A 16,924-nucleotide genomic window follows, 5' to 3' on the forward strand; every position below is an offset into this window, starting at 1 on the left:
TATCGAAATCCGCATACGCCCTCGCAACCGCGCCCCGTCCCCAATGGAGCCATGACCCACAACGTCTCCCCACCCGCGCCGCCCCGTCGCGTGCGCGGGATCGTGCTCACCGGCCTCGCGGTCCTCGCCCTGGCGGGCGCCCTGTTCCCCGTGCGGCGGATGCTCATGATGGCCGCGCCGCGGTGCATGGCGGGGCGGTGGCACGGCTGCTACGACACGTTCAACGGCCTCGTGCTCATGACGCTGGTCGCGCTGCCGCTGTCCCTGCTCGTGGTGTGGGTGCTGGCACGGACCCGGCGTGCCGCCGACGGAACCTCGCCGTGGCGGATGTCGCTGGCCGAGGTGGGCATGGTCCACGGGACGGCGCCGTTCCTGTGGATGACCCTGATGCCGGGGGCCGAGCCCGGCACTGCGGCCGGCGCGGTGAGCCTGGTGCCGCTGCGGGACCTGGTCACGATGGGGCCGCTCGGGATCACCGGCAACCTGCTGGTCTTCGCGTCGCTGGGCTTCTTCGCCCCGATGCGGTTCGCGGCACTGGCGTCCGTGCCGCGGATCCTGGCGCTCGGGGCGGGCTGCTCGGCCCTGGTCGAGATCGCGCAGTACGTCTGCCGGCTGGACCGGGTGTCCTCCGTGGACGACGTCCTGGTCAACGCCACCGGCGCCGTACTGGCCGGGCTGGCCTCGCGCCGCTGGTGGCGTACGGCGGCCCAGGCGCCCGCGGACCGGCTGCACCCCGCCATGGCCGGCCGGTCCTAGGCTTCAGCCATGCGCGTACTGATCGTGGAGGACGAGCCCTATCTGGCCGAGGCCGTCCGTGACGGGCTGCGGCTGGAGGCGATCGCCGCCGACATCGCGGGCGACGGCGACACGGCCCTGGAACTGCTCGGCGTCAACTCCTACGACCTCGCGGTCCTCGACCGCGACATCCCCGGCCCCTCCGGCGACGAGGTCGCCCGGCGCATCGTCGCCTCCGGCAGCGGCATCCCGATCCTCATGCTGACCGCTGCCGACCGGATCGACGACAAGGCGTCCGGGTTCGGGCTCGGCGCCGACGACTACCTCACCAAGCCGTTCGAGCTGCGGGAGCTGGTCCTGCGGCTGAGGGCGCTCGACCGCAGGCGCGCGTACGCCCGGCCCCCGGTCAGCGAGATCGCGGGCCTCCGGCTGGACCCGTTCCGCCGGGAGGTCTTCCGCGACGGCCGGTACGTCGCGCTGACCCGTAAGCAGTTCGCCGTGCTGGAGGTCCTCGTCGCCGCCGGGGGCGGCATCGTCAGCGCGGAGGAACTGCTGGAACGGGCCTGGGACGAGAACGCGGACCCGTTCACCAACGCCGTACGCATCACCGTCTCCGCCCTGCGCAAACGGCTCGGCGAACCGTGGCTCATCGCCACGGTGCCCGGTGTCGGCTACCGGATCGACACGGGCACCCCCGCTCCCGCCCCCGGCAACCCGCATGCGTAGACGCCCGGGGCTCAGCGTCCGCCTGAAACTCACCCTCAGCTACGCCGCGTTCCTCGCCGTCGCCGGCGCCCTTCTGCTGGCCGTGGTGTGGGTCTACCTGCTGCGCTACGTACCCGACAATCCGCAGGGCCTTCTCGGGATCTCGCCCAACCGCTACCTCCTCATCCACACGTTCGCGCCGCCCGCCGCCATCGCGATGGCCGCGCTGCTCGTGTTCGGCCTCGTGGGGGGATGGCTCCTGGCGGGCCGGATGCTCGCCCCGCTCACGCAGATCACGGACGCGGCACGGCTGGCCGGGTCCGGGTCCTTGTCGCACCGAATCCGTATGGAGGGGCGGCAGGACGAGTTCCGCGAGCTCTCCGACACGTTCGACGCGATGCTCGGACAACTCGAGTCCCACGTCGCCGAGCAGCAACGGTTCGCCGCCAACGCCTCCCACGAACTGCGCACCCCCCTGGCGATCTCGCGCACGCTCCTCGACGTCGCCCGCAAGGACCCCACACGGGACCGGGACGAACTCATCGACCGCCTGCACGAGGTGAACACGCGGGCCATCGGCCTCACCGAGGCGCTCCTGCTCCTCAGCCGAGGCGACCGCTCCACCTTCACGAAGGAGAGCGTCGACCTCTCCCTCCTCGCCGAGGAAACCGCCGAGACCCTGCTCCCGCTCGCCGAAGGGCGCGGGATCGCCCTCGACGTCACCGGTACGGCGGCCCGGACCAGCGGCTCCGCGGAGCTCCTGCTGCGGATGGTGACGAACCTCGTCCAGAACGCCGTCGTCCACAACCTCCCCACGGGCGGCACGGTCACGGTCCACACGGAGACGCGCGGCGCCACGAGCGTGCTGCGGGTCGAGAACACGGGCCGCCGGCTGCCCCCGGAACTCGTACCGACCCTGACCGAACCCTTCCAGCGCGGTACGGAACGCGTCCGCACGGACGAACACGCGGGCGTCGGGCTCGGTCTGGCCATCGTGCACAGCATCGTCCGCGCCCACGCCGGAACCCTCGACCTCGTCGCCCGCCCCGCGGGCGGCCTCCTCGTCACGGTCCGGCTCCCGGGCACAGGGCCTCGGGCAGCCGCCTGATCGCATCCGACGGGAGGGGCGAGCGGAGACGTCAGTCCTGTTCCCCGGCGGGCGGGGTGGGCGGCAGGGTCGGGTAGTCGGGGATCGGATAGACACCGACGGCGAAGCCGTGGACCGTGTCACCGGTGCGCGGCAGCGTGTCGAACTCGTGGATCACCTGCTCGATGCGCTCCCAGAACGCGGCCGCCTGTTCCTCGGAGATCCGGGCCCGCCGGATGAACCCACGCAGCTGACCGAGCTCGTACGCCGTGGCTGACTCCCTCGCCGCCACCTCGAAGTCGTTGAAGTCGGGCGGCAGCGCTCCGCCGCCGGGCGCCTGCCGGCCGAGGCCGACGAAGAACATCCGCGCGGTACGGCCGTAGTAGCGCTCCTCGATCGCCCGCACCTTGCGGGTCCGCACCACGCGCAGCAGACCTGCCTTGGTCAGGACCCCGACATGATGCGCGACGGTGCTCTTCGGCCGCTTGACCGCGGCGGCGAGCTCCGTGACCGTCGCGGCGCGCTCGTGCAGCAGACCCAGGAGGGTGGTGCGCAGGGGGTCGCCGATGGCCCGCACCTGCTCGGCGGTGGTGAGCTCGATCGTTTCGTCGAGTTCGTAGTCCGGAGTATTGCTCGACATAATTGGATTAGACTAGCATCGCCGATTGTTCCAAAACTTTGGATCGTTCAGCGAGATGAAGGCGGGCAGACGATGGCCGAGGTTGTGCTGTTCCATCACGCTCAGGGACTGACCCTCGGAGTCGAGGCCTTCGCGGCCGAACTCCGCAGGGCAGGCCACACCGTTCACGTGCCGGACCTCTACGAGGGGCGCACCTTCGAGACCCTGGATCAGGGCATCGGCTACGCGAGCGAGACGGGCTTCGGCACCATCGCGGAGCGCGGGATCGCCGCTGCCCGGTCGCTCGGTGACGAGGTGGTCTACGCGGGCTTCTCCCTCGGCGTCATACCGGCCCAGCGCCTGGCCCAGACCCGTCCCGGCGCCAAGGGCGCGCTGCTCGTCGACGCCTGCATGCCGGTCTCCGAGTTCAGCGAGGCATGGCCGGCCGATGTCCCGGCGCAGGTGCACGGAATGGACGAGGACCCGTTCTTCGCCGACGGCGGAGACCTCGACGCGGCCAGGGAGCTGACCGCCGCCACCGACCGGGCCGAGCTGTTCCTCTACCCCGGCAAGCAGCACCTGTTCGTGGACTCCTCGCTGCCGTCCTACGACCGGGCGGCGGCGGAGCTGCTGACCGGGCGAGTCATCGCGTTCCTGAACGGCGTGCGGTAGCCGGCGGGCCCTGACTCGGCCGGTCCGGCTGCGCAAGCGGACCGTCTGTCAGACCTGCCTGGGATGCTCCGCGCATGGAGATGACCGTACAGCTGACGATCGACTGCTCCGATCCGCAGAGGATGGTGACCTTCTGGGCCGAGGCCCTGGGGTACGTTCCCGAGCCTCCGCCGGCCGGGCACACCACGTGGCGCGCCTACTGGGCCGCGATGGGCGTGCCCGAGGCGGAGTTGCCGGCCGGCGCCGGGGACATCCCGGAGTCGATCATCGATCCCGAGGGGCGGGGCCCGAGGGTGTGGTTCCAGCAGGTCCCGGAGGCGAAGTCCGCCAAGAACCGCTGGCACTTCGACCTCAAGGTCGGCGGGGGCCGTGACGTCCCGCTGGACGTCCGCGCCCAGCGGGTCGACGCCACGGTGGAGCGGCTGGTCACCGCCGGTGCCACCGTGCTGCGGATCAGCAACGAGCCGGGCACGGGGCTCTACGCCGCCGCCCTGCAGGATCCCGAGGGCAACGAATTCGACGTCGTCTGACGGAAGTTGGGCCGGCGGAGGTACGCGTCACGGCCGGCTGACAGCAGCCCCCGGCGAAGCCGGTGGTGATCGAATCGTTGCCGCACCGCGTACAACCGATCACGGCCCTCTCTTGTCCCACAGTCAGCCGAGAGGACAGGCCTCCGGCCGGTGCGCTACGCGTTCGGCCCGGGCCTCAGGGGAAGGGGTGGGCTCACGGATGGCCAGGACAACGATGTGGAAAGCGGTGGTCGCCGCTGGAGCCGCGCTCGTGTTCACGGGCATGGCCGCGGTGCCGGCCGGGGCGGCGGAGGGCGGGGTCGCCTTCAGCAGGGTCTCCGTGAACGGCGGGAAGCCGATCGTGATCGGGGTCAAGGACGTGGTGGAGGTGCATGCGACCTTCCGGATGACGACCACGCTCCGATACGACTCCGGGGTGTGGGTGTTCCCCTACCGGGGGACGACGGAGAATATGGACACCATGCAGAACGCCATGATCGGCAGCGACTGCAAGGTCGTGGACAGGGCGAAGGGGATCTGCGACTTCGACGAGTGGCTGTACTTCGACCCGCGGCACATCGACGTCGGGAACGAGGACGCAGGCACCTGGCGAACTGCTGGGCGAGTCTCTTTCCCCGGCGACTCCCAGGACGTCGACGACGTGAATATCCCGGTGCAGATCCAGCGCGCCACACGCCTCACCGTCAACGCCTCGCCGGAGCCCGTTGCGACAGGGAAGACGATCACCGTGTCCGGCCGTCTCACCCGGGCGAACTGGGACACCCACACGTACCAGGGGTACGCGGGCCGTACCGTCAGCCTGCAGTTCAAGCCGGTGGGCGCCTCCTCGTACAAGACGGTCAGGACCGCGGTATCGAGTACGACCGGGTCCCTCAGGACCACGGTCAAGGCCACCGGGCCGGGGACGTGGCGGTGGACGTACTACGGCAACTCCACCTCCGGGGCGTCGTCGTCGGGCGGGGACCATGTCGCCACTCAACCCCGCGTGCTGCACTCGGCGTTCCCGCGAGTGATGCACTCGATGTAGAACTCCGAGCCTGCTCCTCGACGCGTGCTCCCCGGCCGGACCGGCCGGGGAGCACGCTCAGACACCTCGCTTGCCTACGTGGGTGGGAGCCCGCACAGAAATGATCACGTTCCTGACCTCGTTCCTCGCCGACCAGCTACTGACCCCGGCGCTCCCCGGCCGACGACGCCGGGAGCGGGCACAGGAGCGCGCCTTCGCGGACGGCGGCGAGGTGACCTTCGAGGCGTACGTCCTGGGCGACCGCCCGTACTGCCGTCCCGTACCCGTCTTCCTCTCCGCCTCCCGGACCGCGCTGCACGTGTCGCCCACCGAGGTGAAGGATCTCCGCCGCCGCGCGCTGCCGGCCGAGCGGATCGCCGTACAGCGGATACGCGGCCGGGCACGGACGGATCCGCGCACCATCCGCCCGTACTGGCAGCTCGCCGAATGCCGCGACGGGCAGGCTGACGTCCTGATCGCCTGCGATCCCGTGCACATGCGCTACGTGACCGAGGCTCTCCGCCCTACCTGAAGCACTCCAGGACCAGCGGCAGGTCCTCCAGCCACTCACGCAGCCGGGCCCGCTTCCGGGCGGCGATCACGCACGGATAGGCGGCACCGTTGCGCAGCCGCACGGTCACCCCGAGGTGTTTCGGGCTCGTGGCCGCGTACTCGACCGTACTGATGTCGGCCCAGGTGAACCGCACTTCACCGAGCGGCGTCCCGAGCTCGACCCCCACGGCATCGACCAGGACGAAGCTGTCCGCGCTGACCGCCATGAAGTCCACGTCGGCCCGGGTGTCGGGCTCCACGTAGTTCGGCGGCCCGAAGCCGGTCGGAGCCTGGTGGAAGGGGACGGCGGCGGCCGGCGCGTAGGAGGGTGGAGGCGGTACCGCCACCGTGGGGGTGTACGTCGGGGAGTGCATCGCTCCACCCGGCACGAACAGGTCCAACAGCCTTTCCGGTGTGGGCCGTTCGCCGGGCTCCTTGGCCAGGCACGACGCCACGATCGGCCGCAGGCCCTCCGGCACCACGGCCAGATCCGGCGCCTCGTGCACCGACCGGTACATCAGCCCCATCGGCGTACCCGCCCCGAACGCACTGCCGCCCGCCGCCGCGACGAGCACGGACCCCAGCGCGAACACATCGGCCGTGCCCCCGACTTCGAGACCCTGCGCCTGCTCGGGCGCCAGGAACCCAGGCGTCCCGAACGCGACTCCGGTGGCCGTCAGGCGGGTCGACTCCAGTGCCCGCGCGATGCCGAAGTCCAGGACCCTCGGCCCGTCCGGGGCCATGATGATGTTCCCGGGCTTCAGGTCACGGTGGACCAGCCCGCAACCGTGGATCGCCGCCAACGCCTCGGCGAGCGCCGCACCCAGCTGCCGCAGCCGCGCCTCACCCATCGGCCCCTCGGCCTCGATCAGCGCGCCGAGCGTGGGCCCGGGGATGTACGCCGTGGCCAGCCAGGGCGCCGCCGCTGCCGGGTCCGCGTCCACGACCTGCGCCGTGTGGAAGCCGCCCACGCTGCGCGCGGCCTCGACCTCGGCGCGGAACCGCTCCCGGAAGTGGGGGTCGGTCGCGAGCTCGGGACGCGCCACCTTCACGGCCACCGCACGCCCGCCGCGTGAACGCGCCAGATAGACGACGCCCATCCCGCCGGCGCCCAACTGCCGCTCCACGGCGTACCCGCCGACACTCGCCGGCAGGTCCACACCGTCCGCCCCGTACCCCATGCGCCGCACGCCCCCCTGTGTTCCAGCGGCTCAGTATGACGCAGGCGCGGGTGGACGGAGGGGACGGGACCACGCACTCCGAGTCAGGCATGCCCTGCCGACGGCAGGCGCGACGGTACCCCGCGTCACCGGGCCGGGATCGGCTGAGTGAGGTTCACCGCGTTGCCGTCGGGGTCCTTGATGTGGGCGACGCGCTGCCCCCACGGCATGTCGTTGGCGCCTCCGCCGACCGAGCCACCGAGCGCCTCCACCCGGGCGAGCGTCTCGTCGACGTCGTCGACACCGATGCTGAGCAGGATCCGCGGAGCCGCCCCGTCCCCCGCATCCTTCTTGGTCACCAGCCCGAGGTCGGTGTCGCCGATGCGCAGGCCTCGGTAGAAGGCCGGGCCCTTCGCCGGTACGCGGAAGATCTCCTCAGCGCCGAACAACTTCGTGTAGAAGCCGAGCAGAACGTCTTGGTCGGCAGTCAGGATCACGGGCTGGATGGTCGACATGGCACTCCTGTCAAGAACGGTCGTGTCGCTGGGTAGACCGTTCGAGGACGGTGAACTCATCGGCGGAACACCCGGCCGCTTGGTCGGTCGGTCGGGGGCGGCACGGCCTGCCGCCCCCGACCGGCGCGAACGCCCCGGAATCAGCCGGTCGCGGTGTCGTCGACCTTGAAGTCCATGCTGACCTTGCCGTTGACGACCGACTTCGCGGTCACCGTCACTCCGTACAGCTTGCCCTCCGACGCCAGCTGGCAGCGGACAGTCGCACCCACCTCGGCCGGAAGGTCCTCGGCGCAGGAGAAGGCGTCGGGCGCCTTGCCGACCTGGGCCGTCAGCGCGGCCTTGCCCTGCCGGGCGACCTCCGCCTTGCCCACGGACTGACCGGCGGCACCGGTGTCGCTGCCGGTGCTCGCCGCGTCGGTCGGCTCCGGATCCGCGGAGCTACCCGCACCCGCGGCGTCGTCGACCTTGAAGTCCATGTTGACCTTGTCGCCGTCGACCGACTTCGCGGTGACCGTCACGCCGTACTTCTTGCCGTCGGCGGTGAGCTCGCAGCGAACGGTCGCGCCCACCTCGGCCTTGAGGTCGTCCTCGCACGTGACGTCATCCGGCTCCCGCCCGACCTGCTTGCCCAGGGCTGTCGACGCCTGCTTCGCGACCTCGTCCTTTTTCACTTCCTTCGAGCCCACGCTCGCCGAACAACCCGCCGCGAACGCCACCGCCAGCAACGCCCCCGCTGCTCGCACGACGATCCGACTTCCGCTGGACTGCTTCATGGAGGCTCCCCCTAGGTCAAGAAATGTTCACGGCAACCACCGGGACGCACGAACGCGTCGCGACGGTTCCCGATTGCAATCTCCGCCCACACCGTCTTCCCGACCACCCGCTCGGCCACGCCCCACTTCGCCGCCAGCGCCTCGACCATCCGGAGTCCGCGCCCCGCCTCCGCGTCGATCGCCTTCGCACACAGTTCCGGCCACCGTTCCCCCCGCGCGTCCGACACCTCGATCCGGAGCCCATCCGCGCCGAGGGCCTTCAACCGCAGCTCGAAGTCCCGCCCCGGTACGTATCCGTGCACCACCGCGTTCGCCGCCAGCTCGGCCACGATCAGCGCCACGTCGTCGGACAGCTCACTCCCGTACGGAACTCCCCACGCGTCCAGCTGATGCACCGCGAGCCGACGTGCCAGCCGGGCGCCGCGGCGGGTGGAGCTGAAGCGTTGGACGAACTCGGCGTCCGCAAGGGTGATTTCGGTGTTCATGTGACTCAGCGTGTCCGCGTACTCGTACGCTCAGGAGTGACACCACGACGCCGTGAAGCTGTACGGGTCCTCCCTGGCGGCTGTACGGGTGTGTCGGGCCGCGACCGGACGGACAGAGGCGGTACGGGGAAGATGGCGAACGCAGAACGCGAGGAACGGCCCGAGCGGCCGGCCGAGTCGGACGGTACGGCGCACCTGTTCAGGGCGCTGGGCAGACAGATCAAGGTCCTGCGCGAGCGGGCAGGCATGAGCCAGCGGGAGCTGGGCCTCGCGACGCATTGCGGCGAGGACCTGGTGTCGGCGGTGGAACGGGGGGTACGGACGCCTCAGCCGGACTTCCTTGAGCGTGTGGACGAGATTCTGGACGCAAAGGGAGTACTCAAAGCGGCCATTCCCGATGTCCTTGAGGCGCAAAAGGCGGCTCGCACTCGACATCCGAAGTGGTATCGCGACTATGCGCGACTGGAGGCAGAAGCGGTTCAGATCTACGTCTACACCAACCAGTCCGTCCCTGGGCTGCTTCAGACCGAGGCCTACGCACGCGCGCTGTTCACCCAATGGCAGCCGCTCCTGGGCGAGGGGACCATCGACAAGAGGATTGCCGACAGGCTCGCCCGCCAGCAGATCTTCGCCCCTTGGCCGTCACCCACGTTCCACTTCATCCTGGACGAGAGTGTCCTGCTCCGCCCTATCGGCGGACGCGACGTGCACCGGGAGCAGTTGCAGAAGCTCCTGCACATCGGTGGCCTCCGAACGGTTCAGCTTCAACTGATGCCCCTGAACCGGACGGAACAGCCGAGCCTGGACGGGCCATTCACCCTGGTAACCCCCAAGGGGCGGCAGCAGGTGGCGTACCTGGAGATCCACACCTACCCACGGCTGATCACGGACTTGGAGGAGGTCCGTGTGCTGTCTGTGCGCTATGGGATCATCCAATCCGCAGCCCTCACACCGACGGAGTCGCTGGCCGCAATCGAGAAGATGCTGGGAGAGCTATGAACACCGAGCAACTGCACTGGTTCAAGAGCAGCTACAGCGGCGGCGAGGGCGGAACCTGCGTCGAGGTCGCCTACGACTGGCGCAAGTCCAGCTACAGCAGCGGCGGCGGCGGCGAGTGCGTCGAGGTAGCCACCTCCCCCGCCACCGTCCACATCCGCGACTCCAAGAACCTCCAGGCCCCCCACGTAGACGTGGCCCCCGCAGCCTGGTCCGCCTTCGTCGCCCACGCCTCCCGGGCCTGATCGCGAGAGTTGAGAGCGGTGTGGGTGCAGCATGCGGCCCCTGGCCCCATGCACCACACCCACTTCGCTCTCAACTCGTCGCCACCACTGCACCAAGCACCTGCTCGTTCACCCTGCACGGCCGCCATTCAGGACGGTCCGCCTGAAGGTCCGAAGTCCAGGACGACCGCGGGCGGGAGTGGCCCCTCACCCGCATACGTATTGCCCAGCGGTGCCGCTGGTGCCTCGTCCTCGGCGAGCGTCAGGCTGGGCCAAGGCCCCGCGAGAGTTGCATCGCTCAGAGTGATGCCGAGGTGATCGAGGACGAGGGCCACCACCGGCGCCATCCCGGCACCCTCGCCCTCGCCCTCGCCCTCGTGTGCGGCGAGCGCCTCTTCCACTCGATCCCACCAGGGGCCGAGCGGTTCGGACCGGGTGTGCTCCAGGCCTGGCTCGAAGTACTCGATGCATCCGCCGTCGCGCCAGTGCTGGAAGACGTCGATCCCCTCGGTCGTCGCCACGCTGTACGTCTCGGTTCCCCGAGACAACTCCGCGAGCTCCCCGAAGCCGATGCCGCCGTCCTCCTCGACGCAGAAGGCCCATTCACCAATCCTGCCGGCCCGCAGCAGCGAGACCGTCCCGTCACCGGACTCACCCGAGGTCAGATCCGAGGCTGCATCCCAGCCGAGCAGGCGCGCCTGTTCCGGATCGGCCCCGTAGCGGGCAAACACCTCCCCGGGGGCGAGACCGCGGGTGAAGGTGACGCACATCCAGGCCCTCGCCCAGTCCAGCGAACCCGCGTTCGCGTCTGCCGCCATGAGCTACCTCCGCCGTTCACACCTGTCATCGCCACGGTGATCCTGTCACCAGACACCGACATCCCCGGGGGTCCTCAACCGGCGCCGATGGCTCGGCGTTCCGTTGGTCGCCTCCCAGCGCTTGCGGCCTGGGCCACAGCGACGCAATCAGCTCGCCCCGACGTGGGTCACCGGGTCGCGGGAATGCGCGACCCGGTACCCACGTCGTGGATTTCCGCGTCCCGGTGGCGCACGACGTAAAGGCTTTTAAAGCCTCTTGGAAGAGGACTAAATACCCACCCAACCCGCCCGGAGCCCTCGTCACCCGCACGGGTGAGGTTCGCCAACTGGGCTGGATTTGCCCCCGGTTGCGTGGCATATGCTCGCCGCACCAAACTTCAGACTTTGACGGCCCCCGCCGGGACGACAATCCCGAGCGGGGGCCTGACCAACACGGAAGTGAACCCCTTCCTGATGGCTACCTCGCAGAATATCGCGGGCCCCTACGTCCCGCCCTCTGGCGTCGAGCATGTCAACGTCCGCCACACCGAACGCTTCACCGTCGTGGGCAATCACCTCAGCCAGCACCCCGAACTCTCGCTTGCCGCACGGGGTCTCGCCCTCCACATCCAGTCGCTGCCGCCCGGCGCCAAAGTCGGCATCAAGGTCCTCGCCGCCCGTCTGCCCGCCGACAGCGAACACCGCATCGCCGAGGCCCTGCGGGAGCTGGAGGAGCACGGGTACCTCAAGCGCACGCGAGTACGTTCGCCGGAGGGCAGGGTCTACACGCGCACGGTCTCGTACAACCACCCGGACCCGGCCGCCCTCGACAAGGCGCGGACGCAGACGCGGGCCCGGCCGCAGGGCGCCAAGCCCCGCAAGCCCCGCCCGGCCCGGACACCGGCGCCCACTCCCGCACCGGCGCCCCCGCCCCCTGCACAGCCCGAGCCCGACCCCGCACCCCTCCCCCGCGCCCACCGCCAAGAAGCCCCCGCGTCCACCCCTGCCCCAGCCGGTCCATCCCCGGCCGCAGCTTCTCCGGGCCGCCGCGCTCCTCCTCGTCGGGCTCCAGAATCAAGACGCCGAACTCGTCCTGACCGAGGAGCAGATCGACTTCCTCGCTCCCGGTGTGGCGGCATGGTTCGAGCGGGACGCGTCGCCCGCCGCCGTACGCAAAGCGCTCACCGAGGACCTGCCCCGGCCCGTACGGTTCCCGGCACAGCTGGTGAGGCACCGGCTCACCGTCTCGCTGCCTTCCGGACGCGCCCTGCCTGCCGCCTTCCGGCCCGTGCCGATGCAGAACTGCGACGGCTGCGACCGGGCGTTCAGGGCGCCGGAGCCGGGCAACTGCGAGGAGTGCAATGAGGCCGCGCATGCGAAGCGGCCGAACAGCTGCGCTTGAATGGGCCGGTGAACCAGACCGCAGCGCTCCTCCTCCGCCAGGCCGTCCGCCGTACTCAGGAGGGAACCCGTGACCGTGCGGCCACGGGGCGCGGTCCGGAGGATGCCGATGACGTCGCCGGCACGTACTCCACGGACGGTGCGCTCGGATTCGATCCGCTTCCTCTTCTGCGGGCCCTGCATGAGGCCGGTTCGCACGCGGTGGTCATCGGCCAGGTCGCCGGGATCATGCACGGCTCGACCGAGCTGACGGGCGACCTCGACCTCCTGTGGGACGGCTCGCCAGAAGAGGGGCGCGCCCTTCATGCCGCCCTGGCCGCCACAGGCTGCACGGCCGCCCTGCCCGCTCTGGACCAACCGCAGGTGGCCTACCGGGTGCCCGGTGTCAGCGGCGATCTGTGCACGCCCGCTCTCCCCTGGGGCGACATGGATGTCACGGCCTGCCTCGCGGGGGCCGTGAGCACCCGTGACCCGGCCGGATTCGATGTCAGGTACGTCGACTTGGACGACCTGATCCGTATGAGGCGGGCCCTCGGGCGCCCCAAGGATCTCCGCCGGGCGACCGAACTCGATGCCTTGCGCCCCTGAGGAGCGCGGATCACCTCTGCGGGGTGTACCGGACGCCCGCGAGAGGCGCCCCGGACTGTGCACCGAACTTGTCCACGACGGTGCCCCCGGTGCCTGCGTGCACCACCTGGAGGGCGACGCGGGTGTCCCATTCGCGCAGGTCGATCCGCACGCGGGGGGAGCCACCCTCGGGCTTCATGCCCACGATCAACTCGTCCGGGTATCCGGCGCGGTTGAGTGCCGTTCGCACCTCGGTGGCGTTGTCGCCCGTGCCCTTGAGGGCGGTGGTGACGTGCGCGGCGAACTTGTCCGCGTAGCAGTTCTCGGGCTTGGTGAGCGTGACGGGCTCCAGGAGGTTCCCGTCAGGTGTGGGCGCCGCAGAGTCGTCGGTGGCGGGCGGATCGGCGGGCACGGGAAGGCGGTCGCCGGGCTTACCGGTGGGTCTGCTGGAGGAGCCTTGAGGATCGGTGGGGACGTCGTCGGGGCCGAGGGGCTCGCCGACTTTGCTCTCGTCCAGCGGTGGGCAGGCGGCGGTGATCCTCAGGGACAGCTTCATGAAGTCGACCAACGGCTCGTCGGAGCCTGTGCCCCCGGGCACGGAGGCGGCCTTGTCCGCCTTCAAGGTGGTGGCCTGGGTGGTGCTGGAGCAGGCGGTGAGGGTGAGTGCGCCCAGGGCAAGGGCGGCTGTGGCGTGCGCGATTCGAGGCATGCCGTCAACGTAGAGCCGCGCGCCGACACGCCCATGAGTACGTGTACTCCTCTCGATACGAAGGAGCTGACTCGCATCACTCAGGCGTCAAGTCTCGCCGCAGCACGCTGCGTTCGGGGTCGGGCGCTCCCGCCAGAAACTGCCACGCCGGGCACGGCTGCTGGTTGGCGCAGTACAACGAACCGCGACGGGCTGACCTGCCCGTTGTCAGACGTCACTGGCAGCATCACCACCATGGACGCCACCTTCACCACCCCGCCACGGCCGTTCGACGTGACTGCGCTCTTTCCTCAACTGGCCCCACTGGCCCGTACGGCGACCCGGCTGCACCCGCGGCCCGGGTCGCCGACCGTGCACGACAGCTCCGTCGGCGGACCGCTCCTGTGGCCCGCCGACGAGCCGTGGCCCCACTGCGACGAACCGCACGACAGGCACACGGATTCGGCAGTCCTCTCACCGGACGACGTCCGCCTCCTCCGCCGCAACCGCGTAGCGATCGCGGCCCGGCGGCACCTCGGCCGCCCGGCCTCTCGTCCCACGCCCGAGGAGCTGGCGGACGCGGAGCGGGTCCTCCAGGGCCGCCCCTGGCCCGAGGGCCCCATCCCCCTGCTCCCCGTCGCCCAGCTCTACGCCCGCGATGGCCACTCTCCGGCCGGTCCTGACGGCGCCGACCTCCTCCAGGTCCTGTGGTGCCCCTTCAACCACCCTGCCGACCCCCGCACCGCCCTCTTTTGGCGCTCCGCCGCCGCCGTCACCGATGTACTCGACACGCCCCCCGAGCCGACCGCGATCCGGTCCCAGAGCTATCTTCCGGAGCCGTGCCTGCTCGCACCCGAGCGGATCACGGAATACCCCCACTACATGGAGCTGGACGAGGAGCTGCGACAGGAGCTGGGCGACCCGGGCCAGTGGCACGCAGCCGGATGGGCCCTGGACACCTCGGACGCGGCCGACCTCCAGGAGTTCTACCGCAACGAACTCGCCTACGCCCCTGGCTGGAAGACCGGCGGCTGGTCCACCTGGGGCCTCAGCGACCCCAGGCCCCGTCCCTGCCCCGCATGCGGCACCGAGGCACTCCCGCTCCTGTCGATCGCCACGACCGAATGGGACCACGGCAGCAAGAGCTGGGCCCCGGAGGAGGAACGAACCAACCCCACGCCTCTCCCCGCGGGCTACCCCCCGGCGAACTTCACAAGGATCAACATCGCCGACGGCTCCACCCTCCAACTCCACACCTGCCCCGCCGACCCTTCCCACCCCCACATCGAACTCGCACAGTGAGCACTCACTGCCGTCCGCGAAGTGTGTCGCCGTCTCGCTCCCAGAGGCGGCTGTGCAGCCGCGGCCAGGCTCCCGGAAACTCCGCCAACTCCGTCAACAGGGAGCGTCCCTACCGATGCCCGCACAGCCCGCAAGCCCTGCACGCCCTGAGCGCAGCGATCGCGAACCCGCCTCGGTGAACGACTTGCCGTTCACGCCCTCTCTCGTCAAAGCGGTGTTCAGGGACGTAACCACGATGCACGTCTCCCGGTCGGCCGCGATAGCCGCCGGGGCGGTGACGCGGACCGTGCTGTCGGAGATCATCGCCGCCGCGAGGAAGGCGGCGGCGGAGGAGGTCCGGAAGAAGTTGCTGCCCAGGGATTTCATCTCGGCGATCGACCGGAACGTCGAGCTCGAGGTGGGTGGCGTGTGGTTCGGCTACAGCCCGACGTTCAAGGGCCTGAACGGTGTCGTGCACGACGCCACGGGCGCCATCGTGCCTGTGCCCAGGCGCAGCAGGTCGCGCCGACCGAGTGCCGTGGCCGGCTCCCACCGGTTCGAGGCCGGGGTCAGGAAGCTGCTGCGGAGCCAGGGGGTGACGGCCGTCCCGGCGATGGTGCGCGACCTGGACGGGATCGCGAGCGCGTTCCTGACTGACCTCGCCCGGGACGCGGTCATGGTCGTCCGCGAGGACGGGGCCAGACGATTCGGCACGGTCGCCCTCGTGATGCCGGGCGAACAGACCTCGCCCCCGCTCCCGTTGCTCGATGAATCCCTCCGGGCCCTGTCCGTCCGCAGTGGGCCCCGGCGGACCGTCGGCCGGGATGACGTCATGGCCGCCACCAGGATGCGGTTGTTCGTCAACATCAGACAGCGCGCCCTCGCCGAGGCACGCGAGGCGACACGGAACACCTCGGCCGGCTGAGCGGGTGAGCGGCTGAGCGGGTGAGCGGCTGAGCGGGTGAGCGGCTGAGCGGGTGCGGACGGGCATCGTCGCCCGGGCAGGCGATCCCCACGGGAGCGGTACGCCGGGACCGGGGCCGTTGTCGGGGCCGTTGCCGTTGCCGTTGCCGTTGCCGGGCCGATAGCCGATATCGGAGCGCGTCACGCCGGGAGCCGAACGCTCGGAGAACTCCCACCGCTGGGAGGCACAGGAGGTGTACGGCACTTACTCCCCGGGCGCGAGGCGTGGGACGGAGCGAGGGCCAAGTAGGACGTCGGGGGTCTGCAGCCCCCCGGGTCGCCCCGGCCGTGCCGGCTGGCCGGTCAGCTCAGGCGGGCCGCGGCGTAGGCCACCATCGCGTCGTGCTGGTACGCGGCCAGGCCCTCGGCGATCCGGTCGAAGTTGGCGCGCATCCGCGGGTCGTCCACGTAGGTCCGGGCCAGGCCCCTGTACGCCTCCGCGTTCGGCGTCCAGAACCGGCAGACGCCCCGGTAGTGCGCTTCCGTCTCGGCCTGCACCGCGGGGTCGTCGGCCGGTGTGCCCGCCACCATGAACTCCGCGAGCCGGATCATCTGCGCGGTGGCCTCGCGCTGCCACGCCTCCTGGTCGGCATCGGTCATCGTGTCCCTGGCCCGGCGGGACTCCTCCCACGCCTCCGGCCAGCGCTCGCGTACCTCGGAATCCTCCTCAGCGGTGTGCTCCAGGCCCTCGAACAGGTTCTCCGGCCTGTTGATCTTCGCCATGTCGTCGTCCTTTCCTTCCTCCAGTTCGGCGATGGTCCGCTCGACCGTGCGGACGAGCGTGTCCAGCCGGTCACGCTCCTCGCGCAGCCGCCTGTGGTGCTCGCGCAGGGCGCTCACCGGGTCGGTGTGCTCGTCCAGTACGCGACGGATCTCCCGCAGCCCCAGGCCCAGTTCCCGCATCAGCAGGATCCGCTGCAGGCGCAGCAGTCCGGCCTCCTCGTAGTAGCGGTGCCCGTTGCTCCCGATCCCCGCGGGCGGCAGCAGGCCGATCTCGTCGTAGTGCCGCAGCGTCCGGGACGTCACCCCGGACATCCGCACCACCTCCGCGATCGACCAGGCCATGGCCGCGACTCCCTTCACCGGGCCGGTTCCTCCGGCCACACACATGACCGTAGGAGTTGACGCAACGTAAAGCGCAAGCCGGACGCGGCCGAAAAGGGCCCGC

The 16,924-nt window shown here is 70.5% G+C and carries 21 protein-coding genes; 13 read left to right on the forward strand and 8 right to left on the reverse strand.

From position 1 onward, the window contains the following. The first annotated feature begins 51 nt into the window (after positions 1-51). Genes OG446_RS15620 through OG446_RS15630 form a run of 3 tightly spaced genes read left to right on the forward strand, consistent with a single transcriptional unit; the run spans position 52 to position 2,548 of the window. Entirely contained in the window at positions 52-756 is a 705-nt protein-coding gene (locus tag OG446_RS15620; RefSeq protein ID WP_328894620.1) for a VanZ family protein, read from the forward strand. 9 nt (positions 757-765) lie between these two features. Then, a complete protein-coding gene (locus OG446_RS15625; protein WP_328894621.1) occupies positions 766-1,461 on the forward strand; it encodes a response regulator transcription factor in 696 nt (231 codons plus the stop codon). After that, entirely contained in the window at positions 1,454-2,548 is a 1,095-nt protein-coding gene (locus OG446_RS15630) for a sensor histidine kinase (RefSeq protein ID WP_328894622.1), read from the forward strand. Before OG446_RS15625 ends, OG446_RS15630 begins: the two co-directional genes overlap by 8 nt. 31 nt (positions 2,549-2,579) lie before the next feature. Here the strand turns inward: OG446_RS15630 and OG446_RS15635 are convergent, their stop codons facing one another. Next, positions 2,580-3,167, reverse strand: coding sequence for an ArsR/SmtB family transcription factor (locus OG446_RS15635; protein WP_328894623.1), 588 nt, complete (start codon positions 3,165-3,167; stop codon positions 2,580-2,582). 72 nt (positions 3,168-3,239) lie between these two features. Between OG446_RS15635 and OG446_RS15640 the strand changes: the two genes are divergently transcribed. The 4 genes from OG446_RS15640 to OG446_RS15655 all read left to right on the forward strand — a co-directional run bounded on the left by OG446_RS15640 (position 3,240) and on the right by OG446_RS15655 (position 5,886). Further along, positions 3,240-3,818, forward strand: coding sequence for a dienelactone hydrolase family protein (locus tag OG446_RS15640; RefSeq protein ID WP_328894624.1), 579 nt, complete (start codon positions 3,240-3,242; stop codon positions 3,816-3,818). 74 nt (positions 3,819-3,892) lie between these two features. Further along, positions 3,893-4,348, forward strand: coding sequence for a VOC family protein (locus OG446_RS15645; RefSeq protein ID WP_328894625.1), 456 nt, complete (start codon positions 3,893-3,895; stop codon positions 4,346-4,348). Positions 4,349-4,547: 199 nt separating this feature from the next. Continuing rightward, positions 4,548-5,375 (forward strand): hypothetical protein, encoded by an 828-nt coding sequence (locus OG446_RS15650; protein WP_328894626.1) that lies wholly within the window; start codon positions 4,548-4,550, stop codon positions 5,373-5,375. A gap of 100 nt (positions 5,376-5,475) precedes the next feature. Next, on the forward strand, positions 5,476-5,886 hold the full coding sequence (locus OG446_RS15655; RefSeq protein WP_328894627.1) for a hypothetical protein: 411 nt from the start codon (positions 5,476-5,478) through the stop codon (positions 5,884-5,886). On the opposite strand, the gene OG446_RS15660 is transcribed toward OG446_RS15655, so the two are convergent. The 4 genes from OG446_RS15660 to OG446_RS15675 form a co-directional block, all read right to left on the reverse strand. Next, the gene (locus tag OG446_RS15660) at positions 5,879-7,087 is read right to left on the reverse strand and encodes a serine/threonine-protein kinase (protein WP_328898312.1); all 1,209 of its coding nucleotides are present in this window, start codon (positions 7,085-7,087) and stop codon (positions 5,879-5,881) included. The genes OG446_RS15655 and OG446_RS15660 overlap by 8 nt on opposite strands. A gap of 125 nt (positions 7,088-7,212) precedes the next feature. Next, positions 7,213-7,581 carry a VOC family protein gene (locus OG446_RS15665; protein ID WP_328894628.1) on the reverse strand — a complete coding sequence of 123 codons (369 nt, stop codon included), beginning with the start codon at positions 7,579-7,581 and terminating at the stop codon, positions 7,213-7,215. A 140-nt stretch (positions 7,582-7,721) separates the two neighbouring features. Beyond that, a complete protein-coding gene (locus OG446_RS15670; protein ID WP_328894629.1) occupies positions 7,722-8,354 on the reverse strand; it encodes a DUF4333 domain-containing protein in 633 nt (210 codons plus the stop codon). A gap of 11 nt (positions 8,355-8,365) precedes the next feature. Next, positions 8,366-8,839 carry an ATP-binding protein gene (locus tag OG446_RS15675; protein WP_328894630.1) on the reverse strand — a complete coding sequence of 158 codons (474 nt, stop codon included), beginning with the start codon at positions 8,837-8,839 and terminating at the stop codon, positions 8,366-8,368. A gap of 132 nt (positions 8,840-8,971) precedes the next feature. On the opposite strand from OG446_RS15675, the gene OG446_RS15680 reads away from it, so the two are divergent. Next, the gene (locus tag OG446_RS15680) at positions 8,972-9,838 is read left to right on the forward strand and encodes a helix-turn-helix domain-containing protein (RefSeq protein ID WP_328894631.1); all 867 of its coding nucleotides are present in this window, start codon (positions 8,972-8,974) and stop codon (positions 9,836-9,838) included. After that, a complete protein-coding gene (locus OG446_RS15685) occupies positions 9,835-10,080 on the forward strand; it encodes a DUF397 domain-containing protein (RefSeq protein WP_328894632.1) in 246 nt (81 codons plus the stop codon). Before OG446_RS15680 ends, OG446_RS15685 begins: the two co-directional genes overlap by 4 nt. 128 nt (positions 10,081-10,208) lie before the next feature. Here OG446_RS15685 and OG446_RS15690 read toward each other — a convergent pair whose 3' ends face one another. Continuing rightward, positions 10,209-10,877, reverse strand: coding sequence for a DUF6461 domain-containing protein (locus OG446_RS15690; RefSeq protein WP_328894633.1), 669 nt, complete (start codon positions 10,875-10,877; stop codon positions 10,209-10,211). A 1,108-nt stretch (positions 10,878-11,985) separates the two neighbouring features. Here OG446_RS15690 and OG446_RS15695 point away from each other — a divergent pair. Together OG446_RS15695 and OG446_RS15700 are read left to right on the forward strand one after the other, a co-directional pair. After that, entirely contained in the window at positions 11,986-12,258 is a 273-nt protein-coding gene (locus OG446_RS15695) for a hypothetical protein (protein ID WP_328894634.1), read from the forward strand. A gap of 8 nt (positions 12,259-12,266) precedes the next feature. Next, positions 12,267-12,845: a hypothetical protein gene (locus OG446_RS15700; RefSeq protein ID WP_328894635.1), complete on the forward strand. Its 579-nt coding sequence runs from the start codon at positions 12,267-12,269 to the stop codon at positions 12,843-12,845. A gap of 10 nt (positions 12,846-12,855) precedes the next feature. On the opposite strand, the gene OG446_RS15705 is transcribed toward OG446_RS15700, so the two are convergent. Continuing rightward, positions 12,856-13,533, reverse strand: a complete 678-nt coding sequence (locus OG446_RS15705; RefSeq protein ID WP_328894636.1) for a hypothetical protein — start codon at positions 13,531-13,533, stop codon at positions 12,856-12,858. A gap of 234 nt (positions 13,534-13,767) precedes the next feature. Here OG446_RS15705 and OG446_RS15710 point away from each other — a divergent pair, with 234 nt between their 5' ends. Both OG446_RS15710 and OG446_RS15715 read left to right on the forward strand, forming a co-directional pair. Beyond that, positions 13,768-14,814, forward strand: a complete 1,047-nt coding sequence (locus tag OG446_RS15710) for a hypothetical protein (protein ID WP_328894637.1) — start codon at positions 13,768-13,770, stop codon at positions 14,812-14,814. Positions 14,815-14,929: 115 nt separating this feature from the next. Continuing rightward, positions 14,930-15,718: a hypothetical protein gene (locus OG446_RS15715; protein ID WP_328894638.1), complete on the forward strand. Its 789-nt coding sequence runs from the start codon at positions 14,930-14,932 to the stop codon at positions 15,716-15,718. 341 nt (positions 15,719-16,059) lie between these two features. On the opposite strand, the gene OG446_RS15720 is transcribed toward OG446_RS15715, so the two are convergent. Next, positions 16,060-16,821 (reverse strand): MerR family transcriptional regulator, encoded by a 762-nt coding sequence (locus OG446_RS15720; RefSeq protein WP_328898313.1) that lies wholly within the window; start codon positions 16,819-16,821, stop codon positions 16,060-16,062. Positions 16,822-16,924 lie beyond the last annotated feature (103 nt).

This window comes from Streptomyces sp. NBC_00236 (genome assembly GCF_036195045.1).
GTDB lineage: Bacteria > Actinomycetota > Actinomycetes > Streptomycetales > Streptomycetaceae > Streptomyces.